The organism is Peribacillus simplex, from assembly GCF_001542915.1.
GTDB classification, from domain to species: Bacteria; Bacillota; Bacilli; order Bacillales; family DSM-1321; genus Peribacillus; species Peribacillus simplex_B.
Map to the genome: position 1 here is coordinate 37,552 of NZ_LNNH01000002.1, position 23,513 is coordinate 61,064.

Below are 23,513 nucleotides of genomic sequence, written 5' to 3' on the forward strand. Positions count from 1 at the left end.
TTTCCATTTGCGATTCTCCATTTCAGGGGAATCGCCTTTTCTGATGTGACTGAAGGGTAAGCAATATTGCTTATCCCGCTAATGATTTCAACATGCAAGGGAGGCAGGCAATGGAACGGATCATGATAATGGGTGTATCCGCGGGTGTCGGTAAATCCACTTTTGCAAGAAGGCTTGGGGACATGTTGGATATGGATGTCCATCATTTGGATACATTTTACTGGAGACCTGATTGGGTCGAGGCTCCGCTAGAGGCTTTCTTAGCTGCCCAGCAGGAAGTATTGACTCAAGATCAGTGGATCATGGAAGGCAACTATAGTCATTCCATCGATTTACGCTTGAAGCATGCCGACACGATTTTTTATTTAGAACTCCCCCTACACGTGTGCCTGTATCGTGTTTTAAAGCGCCGCTTGATCAATAGTGGAAAAACAAGACCTGATATGTGTGAAGGGTGTGAAGAAAAACTGGACTGGCCGTTCCTTAAATTCATCATTACCACCTACCATTCTCGCAAGAAAAGCATGAAAAACAGATTTGCTGAGATTCGAAGGAATAAGCCTGACAAGGTCATCGTCATCTTGGACAGCAAGCAAAAAATTGAAGGATATTTTTCAAATGGAAGGAATGAGCAAACATGATAGGGAAATAGGTATAGAAAGGAGGAATGGACATTGGTTACATGCTATCTGAAATACGTGATCGACCCATACAAAGCAACTGAGTTCGAAGAGTACGGGAAGATGTGGATCCGCTTGGTGAATAAACTAGGCGGTTCACATCAAGGTTATTTCCTTCCGCATGAGGGTGCCAATAATATTGCCTATGCATTATTCACTTTCCCGAGTCTAGCGGCCTATGAAGAGTACCGGGTAAAAATGGGCTTGGATGAAGAATGTCAAGCGGCATATAAATACGCAGAGGAAACGAAGTGCATCATTAGCTATGAGAGAAGCTTCATGCGCCCTGTATTCGAATGAGCCATGAATAAGTTTTCACTTCAATAACGGGGGCTGCCGCCGCAGCCTTTTTTTGCTGATTTATCGTTCGATCTTTATATATTCGTTCAAGTTGGATAGCTCATTCGGAATATGGTTTGGAAGCCGTTCCAAAAAATTTTACAAGTGAAACTTGATTCCATCAAATTTTTCCACTACAATTTGTAGTGGAGGTTGAAAGATGGATATAAAAAATTTTAAATATGATGAAGTTGGCCTGAATCGTTTTTTCGGACCATTGGAAGCGAGTATAATGGAATGTTTATGGCAGAAGAATGAGCTTAGTATTAAAGCGGTCCAGCAGTGCTTGGAGAAAGACAAGCCCCTCAATTTCAATACTGTGATGACAGTCATGAACCGGCTGGTTGAAAAAGGCGTTCTTGAAAAGAGGTCTGAAGGAAGGCTTTCATTATTTCATCCTGTGCAGTCGAAGGAAGAGTTTTTAGAAGAGCAGTCAAAGAAGCTGACCGAAAATTTACTTGATGAATTTGGAGGGGCGGTCATAAGCCATATGCTTGATGCCATGGAAGACGCCGATCCAAGTCTAATTGAAAAATTGGAACGGAAGATTCAATCTTTAAAAAAGGGTAAATTATGATGTGGAAGAAAAAGTCTTACTTCGTCGTAAGCCTGAGCCTTTTAATCGCCTGTGCAGTTTGGAGCCAAATGGGCGCGTTTTTGGTGCATATCCTTTTTGGGGTGAATATTAAAGCAAACTTCTTTAAATTTTGCTTTAGTCTATTCAAGGAAGGGACAGTATACTATTTTGCTGTCATCACCTTGCTCAATATTGTAATTGTCCACAGTGTTTTGAACACGATATTCAAAATTGCAGAGCAGTTTCTCCTATCGAGGAAGCTTATACAAAAGCTATCCGTCGCCAAAAACGATGAAAAGACAACGTTGATGAATGAGAAATTCAAACACGTCAACAACAAAATCCTAGTGGTGAACACTGATGAACCTCTTGCCTTTACGGTTGGATTCAGGCACCCGTTCATTGTTTTCAGTACCGGTTTATTGGAATTATTGGACGTTGACGAGCTAGAAGCGGTGGTGGAACACGAATCCTTTCACCAAAAATATTATCACCCATTAGTAATCTTTATCCTGCAGTTGATTTCTCAAGCATTATGGTTCGTCCCACTGACAAAATGGTGTTATAAGAATTACAAAATAATGAGTGAATTATTAGCTGATGAACATGCGATAAATAAAATGGGGACAGAATTAAGCATAAGTGCAGCATTGTTGAAGTTAATCAAATATTGCTGCGCTGATAATACCGCTCCTGTCCGTGTTCACTTTTCCAATGAAGCAGTCAATTATCGGCTCATGCAACTAGTCGATCCGCATGAAACCATTCCATTGAGGGCTGATTTCACCACGATTATTGTATCTATATATGCATTGCTTATACTGTTGGGTATGACGATAGTGATTGTCTGATGACTTTCACTTGATTTTTTTGGATTATTACACTACAAAGCGTAGTGTAAAATGAGATAAAGGAGCTGTCACATGAATAAACAAGAAATTGGTACTTTTTTATTAAGAATAATGCTGGGTGCTACTTTTTTTATGCATGGTCTGTCAAAATTCCAAGGTGGATTGGATAACATCTCAGGATGGTTCCAAAGTATCGGCATTCCGGGATTTATGGCTTATGTAGTTGCTACAATTGAATTGGCTGGGGGGTTAGCTTTAATTGCAGGGCTTGGCACAAGAGTAATCTCTGTTCTCCTTGTTTTCATCATGGCGGGTGCAATTATTTATGTGAAACTTCCGGCAGGTTTCATGGGGAATGAGGAAGGGACAGGATTCGAAATGGACCTTGTCCTCATGGTGATTGCCCTTCACTTGGTCTTGAATGGAAGCCGATTGATGTCATTGGATTCTAAATTACCTACCAATAAAAAAGGACAAGATTCTAAATCCATTGCTAGTTAAAGATATGCCATAGGAAGAGAACATGGAGTGTATTTAGAGAAGCAGGAGTTGTGCATTCGAATCATAATTCAGAGAGGATGATGATCATATGCACACCTCTTTTTTTATGGGAGCAAAAAATATCAATTCCATTGCTTTTTTTTAAGATATTTCGGCGCCTTCTTGATTCCTTCCGTTCCGATGAAACTGCCAATGCTCGCGATCAATACGCTGGATGAAATGAACTTGACTGTAAAATAAATTCCGGTCCCAACAATCAGGTCCAGTAGGAAAAACCTTTTTATTGTTGAGCCAGTTATTACATAAAAGACGATTTGACTATCCTTCCCCATATCCAGCAATGTCACATCCTACTCTTTTTCTAAAAGGTATGACAAAGAGAGTTTGTCCTATTCACCTGCCTTCCTGATGTTTTAGTGAATTGCAATTTTATTTTTATGCAGGTTTTATCGATGGTAAATCGAATGATTAAAAGGGATGGATTAAACAAAAAATGAGGTGTAAGCTTGCAGCTATTATTAATTAGACATGGTGAGTCAGAAGACGATTTCCTTGAAGAAGATCATCAAGGAACGACAGATTTACCCTTAACCTCCAATGGAATTGAACAAGTGAAAAAAATGTGCAGACGCGTATCTGTTGAGTTTCCACCCGATTTCGTATGGTCAAGTACCTTGCTTCGTGCTAGTGAGACTGCAGAAATGTTATCCGATACCATTAAATGTCCGGTGTCATTCCTGGACGATTTAAGAGAAAGGCAAGAGGCGGAGAGTGAAGTTGATTTCAAAATGCGGGCTCAACGTGTCTTATCCGTTATTAAAGAGAACCGTGCAAACTATAAAAGGATTGCTGTCATTTCCCACGGAGGAATGATAACAAACTTGATTGCAAGGTTTCTGCAAGTACCACACGAAATGAATGATATATGGTTCGTTTCCAATAATACAGGCATACATCTTCTTGAATATACGGAACATCCATATAAGCTTATAAGGTTTATAAACAGTACCAGTCATCTGGATTAATGGAACCGCCAGTTGAGATGCATGGGGGTACCTTTAGTGATTGATTAATAATTGGCGGTGATGACGGATGGAACCGAAATGGCTTGAATGGGCGAAACAGCTTCAATCGATTGCCCAGGCGGGATTAGCGTATTCAAAAGATGTTTATGATTTGGAGAGATTCGAAGCATTAAGAAATATAAGCATTGAAATATTGTCGCAGCAAACGGAATTGGATATGGCCGTAATAAAGGGTCTGTTCGCAAACGAAACGGGTTATGCAACTCCAAAAGTGGACATCAGGGCTGCGGTCTTCAAGGATAATGAAATATTAATGGTAAGGGAAAAAACCGATGATCGTTGGGCATTACCAGGTGGTTGGGCTGATATCGGGTATACTCCGGGTGAAGTCGCAGTTAAGGAAGTGAAAGAAGAATCAGGATTTGATGTAAAAGCCGTTAGGCTGCTGGGGGTCCTTGATAAGAAGTGCCATCCGCATCCGCCCTCTCCTTATCACGTTTATAAAATATTCATTCAATGTGAAGTGATTGGCGGTCAGCCACGGGAGGGTGTGGAAACAAGCGCAGTCGGTTTTTTTGCTGAAAATGCACTGCCGGTGTTATCCATAGAGCGGAATACACAAGCACAAATCGAGATGGCTTTTAAGAGTGTAAGGAAACCAGAGCGTCCCAGCTTCTTTGATTAAACCGCATTGTATTTGTTTTTAAGAAAGGAATCATTTTGGCGTAATCGGGTAGTGAAGGGTTAATGGGGAAACACGTCGGGAGTGGCAGCAACGAAACCAAATATAGCGGCGGAGAAGGAAGAAATACTTTTTACTATGCAGAAAAGGGGTTTAGAGGATCGATATGTCGCGGGCCTTTCAAAACAGCATTGTTTGAACGTTCGAACTTGAACTGGAAAAATTTTGTTAATCATACTTTCTGACGTAAATCCCCTGAAAATGATAGTAGAATCATGATTGACAAGGTGAGGCCGCAGAAAAGTGGCTACTATACATGAGCGCAGTTGATGATGAAGAAGCGGCAGAGCTTATAAAAAAGGCTCCAATATGTTCCGTTTACAAGAGGTGAAATTTAGCCCTTTGGTGGAATATGGAACGACGGTGTATCCCTGGATATATCACACGGACAACCTCAATTTCATAGCACATTGGATAGGATGTCACAAAAGGATTGGAAATTGGTTTGCTGTGTTAGTATTAATAAAGGGCCGCCAGATGGTGGCCTTTTGAATGTGCGATTGTATCCGTTTTCTTAAATAAAAATGTTATAATAGTAATCAGATTCATGGATTTATGAATCGAACACGTATGTTGATACAAAGAAAGCTCGCGTAACGGGTACAAATCAAGCGAAGGAAACTCGAGGAGCAACTGAAATGTATCAGGATTTGGCTAGATCGGTTCCATCGAGAAAGTTTAAAATTGGTGCATAATGGTAATATATATTAAGGTAAGGAAACCGATTGAAAGAAAATGCATTTCAATAAGATCTTTCACGGACTGGCGGCGCTTGAGTTTTAGGGAGTGCGGCAATGTGTAAGGCAGTTTTTTCTTGCTTAAATTCATTACCTCATCAAACTAAATTTTAGCAATATAGTAATAGTAGTTATTTTATTCTATTAACAATTGTATTACACTATTATAGGGGTATAATTGAGACAGAAAAGGTGTGTGACTAAGTCACGCCTTGACTTGGTGTGACGCCTATGCAGGAGCGCCTACATCCTTTCTGCAAAAATAGGGAGTGAGGAAGGTTAAAATGAGCAACAGAGAAACTAAAACAGACGTCATCTTAATTGGCGCCGGAATCATGAGTGCCACTTTGGGGACACTTCTGAAAGAATTAGTACCGGCATGGGATATCAAAGTGTTTGAGAAGCTTGAAAGCGCGGGAGAGGAAAGCTCTAACGAGTGGAACAATGCGGGAACGGGGCACGCAGCCCTGTGTGAGCTAAACTACACAACTGAAAGACCGGACGGATCTATAGATATTAGCAAAGCCATTAAAATCAATGAACAATTTCAGCTTTCAACCCAGTTTTGGTCGTATCTTGTTAACCGGAAGCTGATAAAAAATCCAGAGGACTTTATCATGCCATTGCCACATATGAGTATGGTACAAGGAGATAAAGATATAACGTTCTTAAAGAAACGTTTTGAAGCATTATCAAACAATCCATTGTTCAAAGGAATGGAATTTTCCGATGACCCAGCAAAGCTGATGGAATGGATTCCGCTTATCATGCAAGATCGTCAATCGAAAGAAGCGATAGCGGCAACGAAGATCGACACTGGAACGGATGTCAACTTTGGCGCTTTGACGAATATGCTGTTCGATCACTTAAAGACGAAAAACGTCGATATCAAATATAAACATAGTGTGGATAATATGAAACGGACTGACGATGGCTCATGGGAATTAAAAGTGCGTAATGTCGATAACGGCAACGTCGAACACCATACGGCCAAGTTCGTCTTTATCGGCGGCGGGGGCGGAAGCCTGCATTTACTGCAAAAATCCGGCATTCCTGAAGGAAAACACATCGGCGGATTCCCGGTAAGCGGCATTTTCATGGTTTGCAATAATCCAGAAGTTGTTGCACAGCATAATGCAAAAGTTTACGGAAAAGCCAAGGTCGGTGCTCCGCCAATGTCTGTTCCGCATCTGGATACACGCTTTATCGACAATAAAAAATCGTTGCTATTTGGACCATTTGCCGGCTTCTCTCCGAAGTTCCTAAAAACAGGTTCCATGCTCGATTTAGTCACATCGGTTAAACCAAATAATCTTTTAACCATGCTGGCAGCAGGCGCAAAAGAAATGTCATTGACGAAATACCTGATCCAGCAAGTCATGTTATCGAAAGAACAGCGCATGGAAGAGTTAAAAGAATTCATTCCGAATGCCAAAAGCGAGGATTGGGATTTAGTGGTCGCTGGACAACGTGTGCAGGTCATCAAAGACACCGCTGAAGGCGGCAAAGGGACGCTTCAATTCGGTACGGAGGTCGTTAGTGCCGCTGATGGATCGATTGCAGCATTATTGGGAGCTTCTCCAGGTGCTTCCACTGCCGTGCACGTCATGCTTGAGGTATTCAAAAAATGCTTCCCGCAACATATCGAAGAGTGGGAGCCAAAACTAAAAGAAATGATTCCTTCTTATGGAATGTCACTTATGGATAATCCAGAGCTTTTGAATGAGGTTCATTCTTCAACAGCCGAGGCGCTTGGACTAAGCAAAAAAAAAGAATTAGCTTATAGTTAATTTTTGGAAATAAATACCGGAACCTTCAATCGTAAGTGGATTGAAGGTTCTTTTTTTGCATTAACGTCATTTCCAGAAATAGTTGATTATTAGTAAAAGCCTTACATGGATGATGAATTGACTTGAGTAAACAAGGCAGGAATATACAAGCGAATTGGTTGAAATATTTTATTATACGGTTGATTATCTCTCTAAATAGACATATCATATTGATATATCATGGTTATATGTGGAAAGGGTGGGTTGAGTTGTCAATTGAGCAATCGATTCTTGCTGTATTAAGCTTTTGGCCCAGCACAGGATACAATATTAAAGCAGAATTTGAGCATAAAGCTGCCGGCCTATACTGGGGAATGAGTTATGGGAGTATTTATCCGAAATTAAAGAAGTTAGAAGAAGAAGGGCTTGTTCATCCCATTGAACAAGAAGAAGGGGGACGAAAAAAGAAACTTTATGAACTTACCGCAAAAGGGTGGCAGGAGTTTGAAAACTGGCTGCAGCTCCCGCCTGCCTATCCCATTATAAGAGATGAATTGTTAATGAAGATGTCCACTTGGCATGAAGATATGGAAAGTTCAATATTAATCAGTCATCTCCTAAAAAGAAAAGAGAAGACCGAAGATTTGCTTGGATTTGTAAAAGCTTGGCCCACTAATGGTATTTCTTACATCAGTGATGTTGGCATGTTGTCCATTCGCTATGCTGAATTACGGCTTGAGGCTGAGTTAAAGTGGATAGAAGAATCCATACATGCATTGGAAAATAATCACCTTCCAAAAGGTCAGGATCCAAATGGAAACACTGAAAAACTGCTAGCAAGACGAAGAGGCCAAAGCGTAAAGGGGAAGTAACATATGAAAGCTGGGGTATTTGAGCCTTTGAAATTTCGTCCATTTCGATCATTATTCGGAGCTCAGCTATTTTCGGATCTGGGTAACTGGCTTGATTTTATTGCTTTACAAGTCATTGTTGCTTATCATTGGGGGCTGGATGAAACAGCCATCGCCGCAGTGATCATTACATTGGGGCTTCCTTGGGTCATAATAGGTCCCTTTGCAAGTGTATTTGTCGATCGCCTACCCAAAAAGCAAATGATGATCATTTGTTTGTTTTTAAGAATCACGTTTGTCGGAGGGATGTTTCTTGCCCCTAACCTTTCTATGCTTTTAATATTTGTATTCTTGAAAGGAACGGTCTCGGCCATTTACGATCCTGCGAGACAAAGTGTGATTAGGTTTACGGTACCTGACGACTTTCTTCCTGAGGCGGTAACACTTAGCCAGCTTTCCGTTAATTCGATGAAAATCATTGGTCCTGCATTAGGGGGAGGCCTCATATTTTTGTTTGGAACAAAAAGTCCATTTTTATTTGAAGCTGCAGGTTTTTTCATCGCCATTTTGTTTTTATTAACTCTTCCCAACATGGATGAAAAAGAACATCTTGCTGAAAATAAAAAAAGGGATGACGGACATTATTGGAAAGAACTATTGGAGGGCATTAAGCACATTTCACATACCCCAATATTAAAAAGCTCAGTTATCCTCTCCTCTGTAGCATTTTTTATCATTTTCCTGTACGACGGACTGTTTGTATTTATTGCGCAAAATCTAGGTTTCACGAAAGGGAATTTTGGATTGCTGATCAGTGCTGTAGGTTTAGGAAGTGTGGCAGGCTCTTTATTAATGGGCAGCTGGACTCATTGGAAAAGAAAACCGATTCATTTGATGTCAATTGCATTTCTTTTTAGCGGATCATTAATCATCATAATGGGCCTTGGCGGTATGGAAATTGTACAGCTTCCCGTTTTAGCCTGGGTGATTGGCGCATTCTTCCTTGGTTTCATGGGTTCAGGTGAGTCTGTCCCCTATGGATTTATTTTACAATCGGAGACACCTAAGCAAATGATGGGAAGAGTCTCAGCTGCGTCCACCTCAGTACAAACCTTCTCCATGCTTATTGCCCCTGCTTTGGGATCACTTCTCGCCAAGTGGCTCGGAGTTTCTTTTGTCTTGATGGGAGCAGGAGGGGCAACCTGCTTATTGGGAGCTTTTGTCCTCATCTTTATCGTGAGAAGAATCAGCGATCAAAAAGAAATTCGCGAAGAACGATTCCAGGCTTAAAACGTTTTTTTATGGTGCAATCAGTTTGGGAGTCCCGCCGATTCATAAAAAAGGCGAATTCCCTGTCATTGGTTCATTGCGATATTTGTTCATAAGTGTTAAAATTTAATTAACTATAAATGGAAAGGGATGATGGGTGGACGATGGATAACTAATCTTATTTTTAGATTTTGAAATGTTATATTTCGAATGATAATAATATAGGATTAGTCTGCCCATTTTTCCATCATCTCTTGAGCTATTTAGAGCTGTAAAGCGAGATAGCTTATTTCAGTGCGGTAAATGAGACTAATCCTTCCAAAATAATTGGGAGGATTTTTTTATTCTCCCTACAAAAAGGGTGGATTCGAATGAAAGAATTAATGCAATTACAAAATATATGTTTTGAAATAAGGGATCATACGATTTTTGAAAAGGTGAATGTGACGGTGCAGCAAGGTGATATCATTGGCATCATCGGAAAAAATGGTGCTGGAAAAACCACCTTGCTGCGGTTGCTGAACAATGACGATTCACCGACTGAAGGCCAAATTAAACAAATCGTGAACGATCTTAAAGTCACCATGGTTGAACAAGAAACCGAGTCGCATTCCTTTGACGCCGTCATTCCTAAGGAAGGGGAATTATTGGAAAAGTGGCATGTTCCACATGTTGACTTCAAAACGTTAAGCGGCGGAGAAAAATTGAAAGCGCGACTTGCAAGAGGATTCGCACAAGATGCAGACCTATTATTATTGGATGAACCGACAAATCATCTTGATGAACAGAGCTTAGATCTCCTCACAAAACAGTTAAAAGCTTTAAAAGGTACGGTTATTCTTGTATCACATGATCGTTATTTTTTGGATGCTGTTGCAACAAAAATCTGGTCCATCGAAAATAAAACGCTCATCAGTCACAAAGGGAATTATTCCAGTTATATGAAATTCCGTGAACAGAAAAGGCAAACACAGCAACGAGAATATGACAAACAGCAAAAAATGGTTGAGCGCATTGAAGGTCAAATGAATGAGCTCACAAATTGGTCTAAAAAAGCGCACGCACAATCGACAAAAAAGGAATTCCCCAAAGAATTCTATCGTGTAAAGGCCAAGCGGATGGATGCACAAGTAAAGTCGAAACAAAAAAGGCTTGAAAAAGAACTTGAAAAGATTAAAATCGAACCCCTTGAATCAGAATATACCGTTCGCTTCTCAATGACTGCAAATAAAAAAGTGGGAAAACGCTTTTTGGAAGTGAAAAATTTAACGAAATCATTTGACGGGCGAACTCTTTTTAAAGCCTTTAACTTTACGATCCAGCATGGAGATAAGGTTTCGATTTCTGGTGCGAATGGCAGCGGCAAAACGACTTTTTTGAAATTGATCGTTGGGCAGGAAAAGGCAGCGGGGGACATATGGATTTCACCATCAGCAAACATTGGTTATTTAACACAAGAGGTTTTCGACTTGCCGCTTGCTCAAACACCTGAACAATTATTTCATAAAGAAACATTTGAAGAGAGGGGACACGTTCAAAATTTAATGAAGCATTTAGGATTCATGGCTTCTCAATGGACAGAGCCCATTATGAATATGAGCATGGGGGAACGTGTGAAGTGTAAGCTAATGAAATATATTCTGGAAGAGAAGGATGTCCTTATCTTGGATGAACCAACGAATCATCTTGACTTAGCTTCACGTGAACAGCTTGAAGAAACGTTAGCACAATACAATGGTACGCTATTGGTCGTATCGCATGATCGCTATTTCCTGGAAAAAACCACAACTTCAAAAATCATCATTGAAAATAATGAAATGCACAAACAATTGAATGAAGTGGCGCCGCAACAAGATAATAAGGAAGAAATGCGCCTGCAGCTTGAAACGGAAAGGCAGGAAGTTTTAGGGAAGCTAAGTTTCATGACACCAAACAATAAAGACTATGCCGAACTTGACCTCCGGTTCAAAGAGCTTACGAAACAAATAAAAGAGCTATCGTAACGAAAACAAAAATAAAGAAGGAATTCTTTTAATAAGAATTCCTTCTTTGCATATTAGCTGTTAAGAAAAGATTTTTCGAAAAACTCTAGCAGGTGATCTAAAGTGATTGGATCACTGTAGGTCGAAGCTTTACTATTGATTTCAAAGATATGACCGTTTTTGACTGCAGGTATGTTTTTCCATGTTTCGGTGCCCACAAATGAATTTTCAACATCAGGGTTTTTACTGAAAATGATATAATCTCCGGTATACTCAGGAAGCACCTCGGATGACAGGGTATAAACGCCTGGTTTAAGTGCTTTTTCTTTTACTTTTTCAGGCATTTTCAAATTCATTGCTTGATACAATATTTCCGTTCCGCGTGCAAAATTATTTCCAAACACATAGAATTCCTTAGCATCGTTTTCAATGACAGATACGGTTGCATCTTCACCGATTTTTGCGCGGATCTTTTCTCCGGCAGAATTTGCACGCTCTTTGAAATCATTAACCCAATCTTTGGCTTCCTTTTCTTTGTTTAAGAGTTTTCCGATTTCGACTTGCTGTGATAAATAATCCAATTTTCCCCACGTGAATACGACAGTAGGGGCAATTTCATTAAGTTTTTTGATGTTTTTCATTTCCGATCCAGCTATGATAAGGTCTGGTTCAAGTTCAATGATCTTCTCCAGGTTATCCTCTGATACGACTTCGACTCCCTTTAGCTTATCTTTAAAAAGGGGGTTCATATTCGTCCATTGATCAATCCCGACGATATTTCCATCTAAAGCCAGAACATTAGGGCCATTGGAAAGAGCGATTATTCTTTTTGGATTAGCAGGAATCTTGACAGGGCCTGTCTCTGATTGATATGTAACCGTTTCCGATTTAGACTTGTCTTCTTTATTTTCGTTCGCTTTCTCGTTGTTCCCACAAGCGCTGAGAATAAGTACGAACAACAGTAAGAATGGGATGAAAAGCTTTTTCATATTGATTTTCTCCTTGCTGGTTTTAGTATAGGTAAAAACTTACAAATAATTGTGAAAAATAATGATAGTCATTTTCAAAGACTACTTCAAATATTAATAGGAATGATAATCATTGTCAATAACAATTATTAGATTGCTAAACTATTTGAAGTAAGGGCTCTTAAGCAGGTTCATCCGTAGCTTCATGAAGGGCAGGTTATTGCTTGGATTAGCTATTAACCTAGAAAGGAGTGTACCTTCAGAAAGTCCATCTTACGAAAAAATGAAAGTTACTAACAGGTGCTGCTTTCTTCAATGATGGACTTGCTGGGGCAGTTTTTAATTTATGAAGAGTGTGTCTTCATTAAAAAGGCATAGTGTAATAAAGTATTCCTTGTTACTCGTTTGATCATTTGTTCATTCTCTATTTTTTTAAAAAATCCTTTATAGTTACTTGGCATTTTTTTATTTTGTTTTCTTTTAAGGAATTCATGATGCCGATCTTTTGTACGGTCAAGTAAAGCTGCATTCAATTTCTTCAAAATGAGAAATTGGATATAGCAGCTAAGCCAATGAACCAAGTGATGTCTGCTCCATCAAAGATCTTGGCTATCGGCCCTACATAGAACGATTAAGGGATGTAAGGAAAGCGATGAGGCAGTGCAGTTTGTCTTGCCATCTTTCCCGTTTATATCGATATTTTGCAGCATGGATTATGAAATGGTTTGCAAGTCAATCCCGTCTATGAATTCAACGAACGCTTTTACAATATTCAACTCCAAAGATTGTTCATGGTAATACATCCAGGTCTTTCGGATGATCTTTTCCCCAGTTTTTGTTTTGATGTCAATTTTGTGGATATCATCCAGATCATTCAATATCATGGTAGGCATGATTGCGTATCCTAGCCCATTCGCAACCATTTTTTTGCATGTATCAGCTTTGTCGACGTTGATGCTGACTAGCGGAGGTTGGGAATAGTTTTCTGCCCACCAATTATCCACATCATTCTTAAGCAATGGATCAGTCTGGTAATCGATTCTTGGCAAGGTGGGAAGGAGGCGGATATCAATTGCTTCTTTAGAAGCGATGCAAATACTTTCTTCAAAGAGCAATTTCTTTTGGTCATTCCATCTGTGATCTCCTTTTACAAAGGCGATATGAACCTCTTGATTATGCATCAAGTGGGTAATTCGGCTGCTCAATCCCGTTGTTACCTTGAATTCGATATCAGGATACTGAGCTTTAAAAAGCTTTAATAGCCCTGGAAGTTTATAATCCGTAAAGAAAGTCGAAACGCCTAATCTCAATACTCCCGAAACCTGATCCTCCATATTCAAAACCGTTTCTTTTATCCTTTGGATATGCCATAACATCTCCTGAGCGCTTTTTACCAAATACTCTCCCTGCGGCGTAAATTGAATGCCGCGGCGGCCTCTGTTGACGATCCGAACTCCAAAATGCTTTTCCATCGCTTTCAATCGATTCGTTAAAGCAGGCTGTGAAAGATATAATACTCTAGCTGCGTTTGTTATATTTTTCTCATTATAAAGAGTTTGGAGAACGATCCAGTCCCTTTCATCCATAAAATTCTCCCCCAATGAATTAGAAATAACTTTTGGTTATGGTTAAATATAATAATTCAATATTATATTTATTTCTACGATTATACTATATTTGTAATGTGAATTGGATTTAGCGGTGTAATCTTTATTAGGGATGAAAGAAGGCTGTTTATATGAAATGGAATACTTTTGTTTTAAATGCTTGGTTTATAGCCTTAAGTAGCATGGGGGGATTTTTGCTCTCGTTGACAGGCCTCTCCATTGGCTGGATGATTGGTACGTTTCTGGCGGCAGCCTTATTATCATTTTTAAGGCCATCATTATTGAATCATGCTGAAAAGAAAAGGGGAGTTCCTAAATACTGGCTGTTAATAGGGCAGTGCATTTTAGGAATTGAACTTGGCCAGAAAATAAATTTGTCGTTTTTACATATTTTCAGGGAGCATTGGATGACCATTATCCTCATGCTTCTTATATCTATCATTTTTTCTTTACTTTCTGGTTTTATCCTATGGAAATATAGCAAAACGGATATGCTGACTAGTTTTTTTGGAACGGCTCCAGGCGGATTGTCCGCCATGCCAGGCATTGCGGAAGAAGTAGGGGCAAATACTGCCGTCGTCAGCATCATTCAAACCATGCGTGTTTTCTTGGTTATCCTCATTATTCCGCTCATTGTCTCTTCATGGCCCGGCAGTCATGCCGATCAGGTCGTCTATCCCACCCAGACTGCCGCACCTTTTGAAATGGGAAAGCTGCTTTGGACAATGCTATTAATAGTGGTTGCATGCAGTGGGCATCAATTGGCCAAGTATCTTAAATTTCCTGCCCCCTGGTTAATCGGGAGCATGGTCGGAGTAGCCATCTTTCAATCATCGGCGTCATTTTATATGGGGCATGATATCGTTTCATGGTGGCCGCATGCAGTGATGATCGTACCACAAGTGTTCATTGCATCCAGTATTGGCGGACGATTCCAAAGAGACATGTTCATAGGGTTGAAGCGGACGATAATCGTGGCTTTATTAAGTACGATAGGTCTTATTTTTTCGATGATCATGTGTGCTTTTATCGTTTCAAAAGTAACGGGAATCGCTCTTATTACCACTGTTCTTGCATTCGCTCCTGGCGGCATTGCTGAAATGACAACCACATCGATCCTGATGGGTGCAGATTCTACATTCATCATCGCGGTGCAAGTACTCCGAATTATAATCGTCTGCATTATATTGCCGCCATTCTTCCGGCTATTGAATCATTGGGGTCAGGCAAAAAATATATACTCCCAAACATCTGCTTAATTCTGCATACATTTGCTTTCATTTATCCGTATAATTGTAGAGAATCACGATAAAAAGGAGCAGAGGTCTGTGGAACTTCACAATGGAAAATTAGATAGATTGGCATTAAATATGAAAGAGATAATTCGGAATTCCGGTTATCCATACGAGAATATCATCTTTCTCTGCATAGGTTCCGACCGTTCCATAGGAGATTCTTTAGGCCCATTAGTAGGAACGATGCTTAAAGAACATCAAGTGCCGTATCGTGTTTATGGCACTTTGGAAAAACCTGTACATGCATTTAATTTGGAGGAAACATTAAAAGAAATCAATAAAAAATTCAAAAAGCCACTTATTTTTAGTGTGGATGCCTGTTTAGGCGAGCAAAACCAAGTGGGGGATGTTTTCCTGAAAGAGGGACCGCTTGTACCTGGAAAAGCCTTGAAAAAGATTTTGCCGGAAGTGGGCGATTTTCATATCGTGGGGATGGTCAATTATATCGATCCGTTGCCAACGATGCAATTTTTAAATGATACCCGTCTATACACGGTCATGAATTTGGCGAAAAGAATCGTGAACATAATCATTGAAGCATCTAATTAGGATCCTATAATGTAGACGGGGCTGTCGCATGAACCTTTTCAAATGGGTTTTATGCGGCAGTCCCGTTTTCCTAGAAAATTGGATGATTATGTGATAGCTCCCGTCAAAATAGCAACAATGATGAGAATTAATGAACAAATAAGGGCCCATTTAAATGCAAACCGCTGCAGTTCACCGATATCCGTTTTTACCATACCTACTATTAGAAGCGTCGAAGCAACGAGCGGACTTAAAAAATGTATCGGCTGGCCCAGTACGGAAGCCCGGGCAACTTCCAATGGATTCACTCCATATGCAGCACCTGCTTCAGCAAGGATGGGGAGAACCCCAAAGTAATAAGCATCATTGGATAAGACGAATGTAAAGGGCATGCTGGTCAAGGCAACGACCAAAGGGAAAAATGAGCCTAAAGAATCTGGAATGATGGCGACTAGTGAATTTGCGATCGCATTAACCATTTTAGTGCCTGAAAATATCCCCGTGAAAATCCCAGCCGCAAAGACCAATGTTACTACCGTTATGGCGTTGCCAGCATGGGCCATGACCCGTTCCCTTTGCTGCTCCAAATTAGGATAATTGATGATTGAAGCAAGAACAAAACCAATCAGGAATAAAACAGGTACCGGTATTAATCCCATTACCAGGACGACCATGACCGCAAGCGTTAAGATAAGGTTGATCCAAATTAATTTTGGCCGCTTTACATCATCAGGCATGACGGAAGTGACCGCTGCCTCATCAAGAGCTACTTTCATTCCTGGAGCGTAATGGATTTGAACGATGCCAAGCTTCTTACGCTCCTGTTTTCCAAGTACATAGGCAGTAAAAAGAATGGCAGCCATACCGGCCAGCATGGTTGGGATGATCGGAATGAAGAACTCATTTGCATGTAAACCTAAAGAGGCGATCGCTCTTGTGGCAGGGCCTCCCCAAGGCGTCATTCCACTCATGATACTTACGGAAAGCATGGATATCGTAGCAAGAATGAGGGGATTCATGCCAAGCCTCAAGTAAAGCGGCAGCATGGCAGAAACCGTAATCATATGCGTCGTGGTTCCATCACCGTCCAAAGCCACGGTCATGGCTATCACGGCAGTTCCTATTGCTATCTTCACTGGATCTCCCTTCACGATTTTCAACATCGATTTGATAAGCGGATCGAATAGGCCTGCATCAATAAGGATTCCGAAAAACAAGATGGCGAACAATAGTAAGGCAGCTGAAGGAGCAACAACTTTTAACCCTTCAAGCATCATATCCCCAAGTTTGGAACCAAAACCGCCAATGAGGGCAAAAATGATAGGGACAATCGTCAAGGCTGTAACCGGAGACAAACGTTTGGACATAATTAAGTAAGTGAAGATGACGACCATTGAAACACCAAGAAAAGTAAGTATGATATTCCCCTCCTATAAAGAAATCGCTTACAAAATGAATCAGCTACAAAAGGTAAACCAGTCTTATAGTTTCCAACTCTCATTCTTTTTTTAGAATATTACAAAATTTTAAATAAGTAAAATACATGATTTTTATTGTTTTTATAAAAAAAAACTTATAATCCAAAATCAAAAAATAAAAAGCACAATGAAAATGGGGAACCATTTTCATTGTGCCATATGTTCAGAGAGTGGCGCTTTTATTTAAAAAATCAATGAAGTTTTTAACGGAAGATAGCTTTAATGCTTCTTGGTTATACATTAACCATGTATTTCTTAATACAGGTTCTCCATTTTTATAGGATAATCCGTACGTATGCAAGCTATCGGCTGGCTGCATACATATTTCCGGCAATATGGAAACGCCAAGATCGTTTTTAACCATCTCTTTGCACGTTTCCTGCCGATCCGTCTCCATGGTAACGAGCGGAGGTTCCGAGAATCTGTCGTGCCACCAGCCGTTAATTAAGTTTTTTAGCGAACTATCAGTTTTGTAATTGATGAACGGAAGTTCCGGAAGATTATCCAAATCGACCTGTTTTTTAGAAATTAAGCAAAGTCTTTCTTTATGCAGCAACGTTTTAATCCCATACCATTCATAATTCCCCCGTAAAATGCCCAATTGGACACTCGAAGAATCAAGAAGGTGCATAATTTCCGTACTCCATCCTGTATTGACATTAAATTGGACATGAGGAAATTGGGTAGAAAAACTTTTCAATAATTTTGGAAGCTTATATTGGGCGAAATTACTGGAAACCCCCAGCCGTAACGTGCCTCTTACCTCATTTTGCATATTCAACATATAATCTTTGGTTTGCTGCAGTTTTTTGACCATTTCCTCTGCATAACCAGCTAAATGTATCCCTTCGGAAGTGAATTCGATACCACCCTTGATTTTAAAGAAAATACTTGTTCCAAACTCTTTCTCCAAGTTTTTAAGTCGGTAGGTTAATGCAGGCTGAGAAATATATAAACGCTCTGCGGCACGAGTGATGCTTTTTTCTTCATAAAGCACCCTTATCGCTGTCCAATCTTTTTCGTCCATACTAAACACCTCTTTACTGATTATAAGATTTTTTTTTGTTTTTTTAAAAAAAATATGTATTTTACTTATAATTCAATTTATCATACTATACTTTCAAAGGAACTGGTAGTGCTGGAATACTATTTTAAAGGTGGTTAATGTAATGAAAATACCAGTAGTATTGATGCGTGGCGGTACAAGTAAAGGGGTCTTTTTCAATTATGAACATATGCCTTCCGATCCGTTACAGTGGGAAGCGTTTTTACTGGATGTAATGGGTAGTCCCGATCATAGACAGATTGATGGTCTTGGTGGAGCTAATTCATTGACTAGTAAAGCAGCGATCATCAAGAAGTCTGATTCATTGGATTATGATGTGGAGTACACATTCGCCCAGATAAGCATAGATAATCAGATGGTGGATTTTAAAGGGAATTGTGGGAATATATCATCCGGGGTAGGACCATACGCCATTGAGCAAGGATTAGTTCCGGCCATCGAACCTGTTACAACGGTAAGGATTTTTAATAAAAATACACAAAAATTGATTACAGCAGAAGTGGAAGTTGAAAATGGACAAGTGAAAACAGAGGGAGCCTGCTCCATTCCAGGCGTTCCTGGGACTGGGTCACCTGTATACCTGTCTTTTAATCGTGCAGAAGGGGCTGTAACCGGGAAGATTTTCCCTACAGGAAACCCAATTGACATGATCAAAACTAAAGACCGGTTGATCCCAGTTTCGATTATTGACGTCGCAAATCCCCTTGTTTTTGTAAGAGCTCATGATATCGGCTTGGTCGGAAGTGAATTGCCTGCGGACTTTTCACAGGAAAAACTAAATGAACTGGAAGAAATCCGCGCCATTGCAGCGGAAATGTGTCAATTTTCCGATAGAAAAACTGCAACGATTAAATCTCCTGCTGTGCCCAAAATGACCATCATTGCCCCTCCTATGAATTATATAGATGTAACAGGAACGGAAAGGAAAGCGGACGACATGGATTTGGTGATCAGGATGATGTCCATGCAAAAGCCTCATCAAGCGCTTGCCATTACAGGGGCTATCTGCACAACTGCCGGAGCGTACTTACAGGAAACGATCTTATCTGAAATGGTGAAAATTAGAAACGAGATTCTCCGATTGGCCCACCCCGCAGGTATAATGGAAACAAAGGTTGACTTCCTTGCAGGACATATCCGCGCCATTAAAGTTGTCCGCACAGCGAGGATCATCTTAGAAGGATACGTGTACACGAAAAGAAATTACGAACTTATTCACCAATTGGCATGAATCGTTAACTCAATAAACCGAAAACACACTTGCTAAGACGACGCATCGAGTGTCCATCGATCTGTTATGCTCGCAGGTTCTAACCAATCCGTACCCGCTAGTGTCATCACTAGCTTCTCCAATTTCGCTACGCCAAATTTTATGACCGTTAACCAAACATGGATTTATGCATGATAATCAGCTGATCATTCCCGTTATCTATCGATTCATACACCCTCTGAAAAACGTTTCGGTACAGCTTCAGGTATAGGATGGGTACTGTGTGGATCGGTTTTAAGTGGGCTGTATTTTTTCGGCACCGCCGAAGATAAGGAACGATCAGCTTGGTTGGTGACTTAAATGGCAGAAGGTACTGACCATAGGGAAGCATTTTTTTCAAGGAATTTATAAAATTTGAAGGAAATGTACAATCGATCGACTACGTCAAATGGGCTGTACACATACTGGAGAATGATTGTGCATCACAGTCATGAATGATTGTAGCTTCTTTTTGTGAACAAGATAGTATTTTTGAAGTTGAAGATTATTTTTCAAAGATCTATAAGAGAATTAGGTTTGCAGGAACCTTTACCCGAAGAATGTACAAATGATTATATGGAGATATTATTAACGAAAATTTCAAATGGTGAAGGAGATGTTCTTGAAATCGCTGATGAGATATATACCGTCGTCCGTGAACATTTCCCTAATGAAAGTTTATCAGTCTGGTATGATATTAGTGAAAAAATTCATGTCCTTCAATAGGGTGATAATATTGAAAGTTTAACTAAGGGTGCATTAATTACAACGATCGTGGAAGAAGCCAAAACACAATTAAAAAGCTATTGTAAATGAACGTTACCAGTTGTACCAAACGATACCTCCTAAAATGAATGGGGATGCAAGCCATGAATATTCCATAAAAAGATAATTCAAATTCTTCGGGATTTCCACTAAAGGATCTAAGACCTGTTCTATCCATTGAAGGTCTTTTTAGGCTGTTTTTTTCCTCTTCTTTTTTGCTCATGAATCCCTCTCCCTTCCGACTAATATATTCCATTTTACAATTTACTACGAAAAAAATCACCTAATTCCTACATTCTCTGCTTGATGGTGCTTTGTTCATAAATAAATACATATTGATGCGATATTGCGCGTTTGTGTATAATTTGAAGTGGTGAAGCATGAGTTCATTGAAATTGTGGTAGAATAAAGGCTGTTTTTGGCTACTTTGATGGGATTCAACAAGCAATGCAATGTGATTGATTTCGCCTCCAATGGACAGCTTTACAGAGGGCGGGCGGTGAGCTTCCTCGTCGTGAACGCCTGTTCAGTCTCACTGGTCCAGCTGCTCCCGCAGGAGTTTCAAAAAACTGCTTCAATCAACCTGGAATTGCTTCGTTTTAAAACCAACAAAAGAACCTAATTTAAAGAAAGTTTGGTGACTTCAATGTCCACGGTGGATAGAAGAATACTCAAATCCCAACAAGCGATTAAAAAAGCTTTCATCGAACTGATGTCTGAAAAAAATTTCGACCAGATTACGATACAAGATATATCCGACAGGGCAAATGTAGGCAGAAGGACAATATATCATCATTATCTCGATAAGTTTGATTTACTGGATAAGCTCATTGAAGAACATATTAACGAACTAAGAAAACTGTGCCGATCAGCATCGGAAATGGATTTCATAGATGCGAATCTGATTTGGTTCGAATACTTTGAAAGAAATTTCTTATTCTTTTCGACGATGCTAAAGAGCAAGGGGGCTTCCGCTTTTCGGAGTCAGTTCCTGGAATTTGTCATGGAGGAATTAAGCGTTGATGTGAATATAAACGAAGGGGGAAATCAAGGATTAAGCAAAGAAGTCGTTCTTAGGTTCTTCGGATCCGCTGTAGTAGGCGTAGTCGAATCATATTTCACGAAAGATATACCTGATCCGCCTCAAGTCGTCGCAGAACAATTGGGACTTTTATTGGACAGGAACCTATAATTGTCTCCATCATGAATGGGTCCCCATTGAGTGGGGAGTAATGGAAGCGAAAATTCAAAGGCTGTTGGCCGATCTGGAATCAACGAACAGGGAAGTCCGATATGAAGACTATACGAAGTTTGTCACGGCAAGACATACTTTGCAGTTCTATTGCCTGGACAACTGGATATGTTAATCTTACTTTTCGCTTTACCCAATGCGTTGATTTTATATCCAATAAGCCTGGATCAGGGGAGGGCTCACTCTGTTAGGAAGCTATAGAATGAAAAGGGATCCAAAGCGGATCCCTTTTTAATTCACCTGACTAGCGCAGGAGATTTGTTTTGGCAAGTTCGATTAATTTATTGCCATCACCATTGAGCACTGCCTTGACCATCCATAATGTAAAACCATGTGCTTGGTCAAATTCTATTCTTGGCGGAAGGGATATTTCCTGGCGATTCACGAGTACATCCAATAATACGGGTCCATCATGTTCAAAAGCCCGCTTCAGTGAATCCTGGAGGTCTGCTGGATCTTCTACACGTATCCCCATAATTCCCATTGCTTCGGCAACGGCTGCCAGGTTCGGGTTTTTAAGCTCTGTACCGGTTTCCAAATAGCCTGCTGCCTTCATCTCCAATTCGACAAAGCTAAGCGCACTGTTGTTGAATACGATGATCTTTACGGGCAGATTATGCTGTCGCAGGGTCAGCATATCTCCCATTAACATGGAAAGGCCCCCATCGCCTGAAAGGGCAATGACCTGCCTGCCTGAATCGATGCACTGCGCCCCGATTGCTTGCGGCAAGGCATTTGCCATCGAACCGTGATTGAAGGATCCCAATAATCTCCTTTTTCCATTCATTTCAAGGTACCTGGCTGCCCACAAGGTAGGTGTCCCTACGTCACAGGTGAAGATCGCATCCTCGCTGGCAAGGTCACTGACCATTTTCGTTAAGTATTGAGGGTGGATGGGTGTATGGCCTGGTTTGCCTACTACTAGTTCATCAAGCCCTTCGCGGACATTTTTATAATGATCGACAAATTTATTCAAGTGTCGCTGGCCATGCTTTTCTGTTAGATAAGGAAGCAATGCTTCAATCGTATTCTTGACATCACCGCATAGGCCCAATGTTAAATTTGCCCGCCGCCCAAGGTGCTCAGCCCTGAGGTCAACCTGAAGGATTTGGGCTTTCTTGGGGAAGAATTGTCGGTATGGGAAGTCGGTTCCGAGCATCAGCAATACATCACAATCCATCATGGCGTGATATCCTGAAGAGTAGCCAATCAGACCTGTAAGACCTACAGAGTATGGATTATCATATTCAAGATGCTCCTTCCCACGTAGGGCGATGACCATCGGTGACTTCAACCGGTCACAGAGTTCCATCAGCTGGGGATGGGCGCCTTCACAGCCTGCACCGCATAATAATGTAATTCGCTTGCCATCATTTAAATATTCCGCCAGCCTTTGCAATTCGGCATCGGATGGGCGGACAACGGGTTCCGTCACATGGACGACCTTCTCAGGGACGGCTTCACTGTCAGGCATTGCAGCTACATCACCCGGAAGAACCAAAACGGCGACGCCTTTTCTTGAAACCGCATGCTGCATGGCGATTGTGACCATACGAGGCATATGCTCAGGTTTCGACACCAGTTCACTGAAGTGGCTGCATTCCTTGAAAAGCTGTTCAGGGTGGGTCTGTTGGAAATACTCGCCGCCAATTTCATTGCTCGGAATATGGGCCGCGATAGCCAAGACGGGAATCCGGCTGCGATGGCAATCATACAAGCCATTGATAAGATGAAGGTTCCCAGGGCCGCTGCTGCCTGCGCAAACGGCGATGCTGCCGCTCAACAGGGAATCCGAGCCTGCGGCAAATGCTGCGACTTCTTCGTGACGGACCCCGATCCACTCGATCTTGCCAGAGCGTCTGATGGAATCGAGGACAGCATTCAAGGAGTCTCCAACAATTCCATAAATCCTTTTCACACCTGCTTGCAATAATGAGTCAATTAATAGGTCTGCGATTGTTTGCTTCATTCTTTTCCTCCTT

The 23,513-nt window shown here is 40.7% G+C and carries 25 protein-coding genes; 18 read left to right on the forward strand and 7 right to left on the reverse strand.

Annotated elements, in window-relative coordinates; genetic code table 11:
• Nucleotides 1-110: 110 nt before the first annotated feature.
• The 5 genes from AS888_RS00205 (at nucleotide 111) to AS888_RS00225 (ending at nucleotide 2,948) form a co-directional block, all read left to right on the forward strand.
• Complete coding sequence (locus AS888_RS00205) at nucleotides 111-641, forward strand: P-loop NTPase family protein (protein WP_061140196.1); 531 nt, start codon at nucleotides 111-113, stop codon at nucleotides 639-641.
• A 33-nt stretch (nucleotides 642-674) separates the two neighbouring features.
• Nucleotides 675-980: an NIPSNAP family protein gene (locus tag AS888_RS00210; protein ID WP_061140197.1), complete on the forward strand. Its 306-nt coding sequence runs from the start codon at nucleotides 675-677 to the stop codon at nucleotides 978-980.
• A gap of 199 nt (nucleotides 981-1,179) precedes the next feature.
• A complete protein-coding gene (locus AS888_RS00215; RefSeq protein WP_061140198.1) occupies nucleotides 1,180-1,596 on the forward strand; it encodes a BlaI/MecI/CopY family transcriptional regulator in 417 nt (138 codons plus the stop codon).
• Entirely contained in the window at nucleotides 1,596-2,447 is an 852-nt protein-coding gene (locus AS888_RS00220) for a M56 family metallopeptidase (RefSeq protein WP_061140199.1), read from the forward strand. Before AS888_RS00215 ends, AS888_RS00220 begins: the two co-directional genes overlap by 1 nt.
• 72 nt (nucleotides 2,448-2,519) lie before the next feature.
• Entirely contained in the window at nucleotides 2,520-2,948 is a 429-nt protein-coding gene (locus AS888_RS00225) for a DoxX family protein (RefSeq protein ID WP_061140200.1), read from the forward strand.
• Between the two features lie 122 nt (nucleotides 2,949-3,070).
• Here the strand turns inward: AS888_RS00225 and AS888_RS00230 are convergent, their stop codons facing one another.
• Nucleotides 3,071-3,280, reverse strand: coding sequence for a hypothetical protein (locus AS888_RS00230; protein ID WP_061140230.1), 210 nt, complete (start codon nucleotides 3,278-3,280; stop codon nucleotides 3,071-3,073).
• Nucleotides 3,281-3,454: 174 nt separating this feature from the next.
• Between AS888_RS00230 and AS888_RS00235 the strand changes: the two genes are divergently transcribed.
• The 6 genes from AS888_RS00235 (at nucleotide 3,455) to abc-f (ending at nucleotide 11,344) form a co-directional block, all read left to right on the forward strand.
• Nucleotides 3,455-3,973 (forward strand): histidine phosphatase family protein, encoded by a 519-nt coding sequence (locus AS888_RS00235; protein WP_081092246.1) that lies wholly within the window; start codon nucleotides 3,455-3,457, stop codon nucleotides 3,971-3,973.
• Between the two features lie 67 nt (nucleotides 3,974-4,040).
• Nucleotides 4,041-4,658 (forward strand): NUDIX hydrolase, encoded by a 618-nt coding sequence (locus AS888_RS00240; protein ID WP_061140201.1) that lies wholly within the window; start codon nucleotides 4,041-4,043, stop codon nucleotides 4,656-4,658.
• 1,078 nt (nucleotides 4,659-5,736) lie between these two features.
• Nucleotides 5,737-7,242 (forward strand): malate:quinone oxidoreductase, encoded by a 1,506-nt coding sequence (locus AS888_RS00250; RefSeq protein WP_061140203.1) that lies wholly within the window; start codon nucleotides 5,737-5,739, stop codon nucleotides 7,240-7,242.
• A gap of 122 nt (nucleotides 7,243-7,364) precedes the next feature.
• Entirely contained in the window at nucleotides 7,365-8,093 is a 729-nt protein-coding gene (locus tag AS888_RS00255) for a PadR family transcriptional regulator (protein WP_260320056.1), read from the forward strand.
• Between the two features lie 3 nt (nucleotides 8,094-8,096).
• A complete protein-coding gene (locus tag AS888_RS00260; RefSeq protein ID WP_061140205.1) occupies nucleotides 8,097-9,362 on the forward strand; it encodes an MFS transporter in 1,266 nt (421 codons plus the stop codon).
• A 350-nt stretch (nucleotides 9,363-9,712) separates the two neighbouring features.
• Nucleotides 9,713-11,344 carry a ribosomal protection-like ABC-F family protein gene (gene abc-f, locus AS888_RS00265; protein WP_061140206.1) on the forward strand — a complete coding sequence of 544 codons (1,632 nt, stop codon included), beginning with the start codon at nucleotides 9,713-9,715 and terminating at the stop codon, nucleotides 11,342-11,344.
• Between the two features lie 53 nt (nucleotides 11,345-11,397).
• On the opposite strand, the gene AS888_RS00270 is transcribed toward abc-f, so the two are convergent.
• Nucleotides 11,398-12,312, reverse strand: a complete 915-nt coding sequence (locus AS888_RS00270) for an iron-hydroxamate ABC transporter substrate-binding protein (RefSeq protein WP_061140207.1) — start codon at nucleotides 12,310-12,312, stop codon at nucleotides 11,398-11,400.
• 692 nt (nucleotides 12,313-13,004) lie between these two features.
• Entirely contained in the window at nucleotides 13,005-13,877 is an 873-nt protein-coding gene (locus AS888_RS00280; RefSeq protein WP_061140209.1) for a LysR family transcriptional regulator, read from the reverse strand.
• A gap of 152 nt (nucleotides 13,878-14,029) precedes the next feature.
• Between AS888_RS00280 and AS888_RS00285 the strand changes: the two genes are divergently transcribed.
• Nucleotides 14,030-15,157: an AbrB family transcriptional regulator gene (locus AS888_RS00285; RefSeq protein ID WP_061140210.1), complete on the forward strand. Its 1,128-nt coding sequence runs from the start codon at nucleotides 14,030-14,032 to the stop codon at nucleotides 15,155-15,157.
• Nucleotides 15,158-15,268: 111 nt separating this feature from the next.
• The gene (gene yyaC / locus AS888_RS00290) at nucleotides 15,269-15,742 is read left to right on the forward strand and encodes a spore protease YyaC (protein ID WP_061140232.1); all 474 of its coding nucleotides are present in this window, start codon (nucleotides 15,269-15,271) and stop codon (nucleotides 15,740-15,742) included.
• Between the two features lie 86 nt (nucleotides 15,743-15,828).
• Here yyaC and AS888_RS00295 read toward each other — a convergent pair whose 3' ends face one another.
• The gene (locus AS888_RS00295) at nucleotides 15,829-17,139 is read right to left on the reverse strand and encodes a CitMHS family transporter (protein WP_061140211.1); all 1,311 of its coding nucleotides are present in this window, start codon (nucleotides 17,137-17,139) and stop codon (nucleotides 15,829-15,831) included.
• Between the two features lie 223 nt (nucleotides 17,140-17,362).
• Nucleotides 17,363-18,226 carry a LysR family transcriptional regulator gene (locus AS888_RS00300; RefSeq protein WP_061140212.1) on the reverse strand — a complete coding sequence of 288 codons (864 nt, stop codon included), beginning with the start codon at nucleotides 18,224-18,226 and terminating at the stop codon, nucleotides 17,363-17,365.
• Between the two features lie 142 nt (nucleotides 18,227-18,368).
• Here AS888_RS00300 and AS888_RS00305 point away from each other — a divergent pair, with 142 nt between their 5' ends.
• Both AS888_RS00305 and AS888_RS00310 read left to right on the forward strand, forming a co-directional pair.
• The gene (locus AS888_RS00305; RefSeq protein WP_061140213.1) at nucleotides 18,369-19,496 is read left to right on the forward strand and encodes a 2-methylaconitate cis-trans isomerase PrpF family protein; all 1,128 of its coding nucleotides are present in this window, start codon (nucleotides 18,369-18,371) and stop codon (nucleotides 19,494-19,496) included.
• Between the two features lie 555 nt (nucleotides 19,497-20,051).
• A complete protein-coding gene (locus AS888_RS00310) occupies nucleotides 20,052-20,240 on the forward strand; it encodes a hypothetical protein (protein WP_061140214.1) in 189 nt (62 codons plus the stop codon).
• Nucleotides 20,241-20,277: 37 nt separating this feature from the next.
• On the opposite strand, the gene AS888_RS00315 is transcribed toward AS888_RS00310, so the two are convergent.
• On the reverse strand, nucleotides 20,278-20,502 hold the full coding sequence (locus tag AS888_RS00315) for a hypothetical protein (protein WP_061140215.1): 225 nt from the start codon (nucleotides 20,500-20,502) through the stop codon (nucleotides 20,278-20,280).
• Between the two features lie 195 nt (nucleotides 20,503-20,697).
• Here AS888_RS00315 and AS888_RS26240 point away from each other — a divergent pair, with 195 nt between their 5' ends.
• From AS888_RS26240 to AS888_RS26585, 3 genes are read left to right on the forward strand one after another with little or no spacing between them, the layout of a single operon-like run.
• Nucleotides 20,698-20,901 (forward strand): hypothetical protein, encoded by a 204-nt coding sequence (locus AS888_RS26240; RefSeq protein WP_155645330.1) that lies wholly within the window; start codon nucleotides 20,698-20,700, stop codon nucleotides 20,899-20,901.
• 24 nt (nucleotides 20,902-20,925) lie between these two features.
• Complete coding sequence (locus tag AS888_RS00320) at nucleotides 20,926-21,471, forward strand: TetR/AcrR family transcriptional regulator (protein WP_061140216.1); 546 nt, start codon at nucleotides 20,926-20,928, stop codon at nucleotides 21,469-21,471.
• Between the two features lie 40 nt (nucleotides 21,472-21,511).
• Entirely contained in the window at nucleotides 21,512-21,646 is a 135-nt protein-coding gene (locus AS888_RS26585; RefSeq protein ID WP_260320058.1) for a hypothetical protein, read from the forward strand.
• Nucleotides 21,647-21,775: 129 nt separating this feature from the next.
• Here the strand turns inward: AS888_RS26585 and poxB are convergent, their stop codons facing one another.
• On the reverse strand, nucleotides 21,776-23,500 hold the full coding sequence (gene poxB / locus AS888_RS00325; protein ID WP_061140217.1) for a ubiquinone-dependent pyruvate dehydrogenase: 1,725 nt from the start codon (nucleotides 23,498-23,500) through the stop codon (nucleotides 21,776-21,778).
• Between the last annotated feature and the right edge of the window lie 13 nt (nucleotides 23,501-23,513).

What these genes read in the sequence shown, in the direction of transcription:
- AS888_RS00205 (WP_061140196.1), top strand. Translation starts at nt 111, where the DNA reads ATGGAACGGATCATGATAATGGGTGTATCCGCGGGTGTCGGTAAATCC.
- AS888_RS00215 (WP_061140198.1), top strand. Translation starts at nt 1,180, where the DNA reads ATGGATATAAAAAATTTTAAATATGATGAAGTTGGCCTGAATCGTTTT.
- AS888_RS00220 (WP_061140199.1), top strand. Translation starts at nt 1,596, where the DNA reads ATGTGGAAGAAAAAGTCTTACTTCGTCGTAAGCCTGAGCCTTTTAATC.
- AS888_RS00225 (WP_061140200.1), top strand. Translation starts at nt 2,520, where the DNA reads ATGAATAAACAAGAAATTGGTACTTTTTTATTAAGAATAATGCTGGGT.
- AS888_RS00230 (WP_061140230.1), bottom strand. Translation starts at nt 3,280, where the DNA reads ATGGGGAAGGATAGTCAAATCGTCTTTTATGTAATAACTGGCTCAACA.
- AS888_RS00240 (WP_061140201.1), top strand. Translation starts at nt 4,041, where the DNA reads ATGGAACCGAAATGGCTTGAATGGGCGAAACAGCTTCAATCGATTGCC.
- AS888_RS00250 (WP_061140203.1), top strand. Translation starts at nt 5,737, where the DNA reads ATGAGCAACAGAGAAACTAAAACAGACGTCATCTTAATTGGCGCCGGA.
- AS888_RS00260 (WP_061140205.1), top strand. Translation starts at nt 8,097, where the DNA reads ATGAAAGCTGGGGTATTTGAGCCTTTGAAATTTCGTCCATTTCGATCA.
- abc-f (WP_061140206.1), top strand. Translation starts at nt 9,713, where the DNA reads ATGAAAGAATTAATGCAATTACAAAATATATGTTTTGAAATAAGGGAT.
- AS888_RS00270 (WP_061140207.1), bottom strand. Translation starts at nt 12,312, where the DNA reads ATGAAAAAGCTTTTCATCCCATTCTTACTGTTGTTCGTACTTATTCTC.
- AS888_RS00280 (WP_061140209.1), bottom strand. Translation starts at nt 13,877, where the DNA reads ATGGATGAAAGGGACTGGATCGTTCTCCAAACTCTTTATAATGAGAAA.
- AS888_RS00285 (WP_061140210.1), top strand. Translation starts at nt 14,030, where the DNA reads ATGAAATGGAATACTTTTGTTTTAAATGCTTGGTTTATAGCCTTAAGT.
- yyaC (WP_061140232.1), top strand. Translation starts at nt 15,269, where the DNA reads ATGAAAGAGATAATTCGGAATTCCGGTTATCCATACGAGAATATCATC.
- AS888_RS00300 (WP_061140212.1), bottom strand. Translation starts at nt 18,226, where the DNA reads ATGGACGAAAAAGATTGGACAGCGATAAGGGTGCTTTATGAAGAAAAA.
- AS888_RS00305 (WP_061140213.1), top strand. Translation starts at nt 18,369, where the DNA reads ATGAAAATACCAGTAGTATTGATGCGTGGCGGTACAAGTAAAGGGGTC.
- AS888_RS00315 (WP_061140215.1), bottom strand. Translation starts at nt 20,502, where the DNA reads ATGAGCAAAAAAGAAGAGGAAAAAAACAGCCTAAAAAGACCTTCAATG.
- AS888_RS00320 (WP_061140216.1), top strand. Translation starts at nt 20,926, where the DNA reads ATGTCCACGGTGGATAGAAGAATACTCAAATCCCAACAAGCGATTAAA.
- AS888_RS26585 (WP_260320058.1), top strand. Translation starts at nt 21,512, where the DNA reads ATGGAAGCGAAAATTCAAAGGCTGTTGGCCGATCTGGAATCAACGAAC.
- poxB (WP_061140217.1), bottom strand. Translation starts at nt 23,500, where the DNA reads ATGAAGCAAACAATCGCAGACCTATTAATTGACTCATTATTGCAAGCA.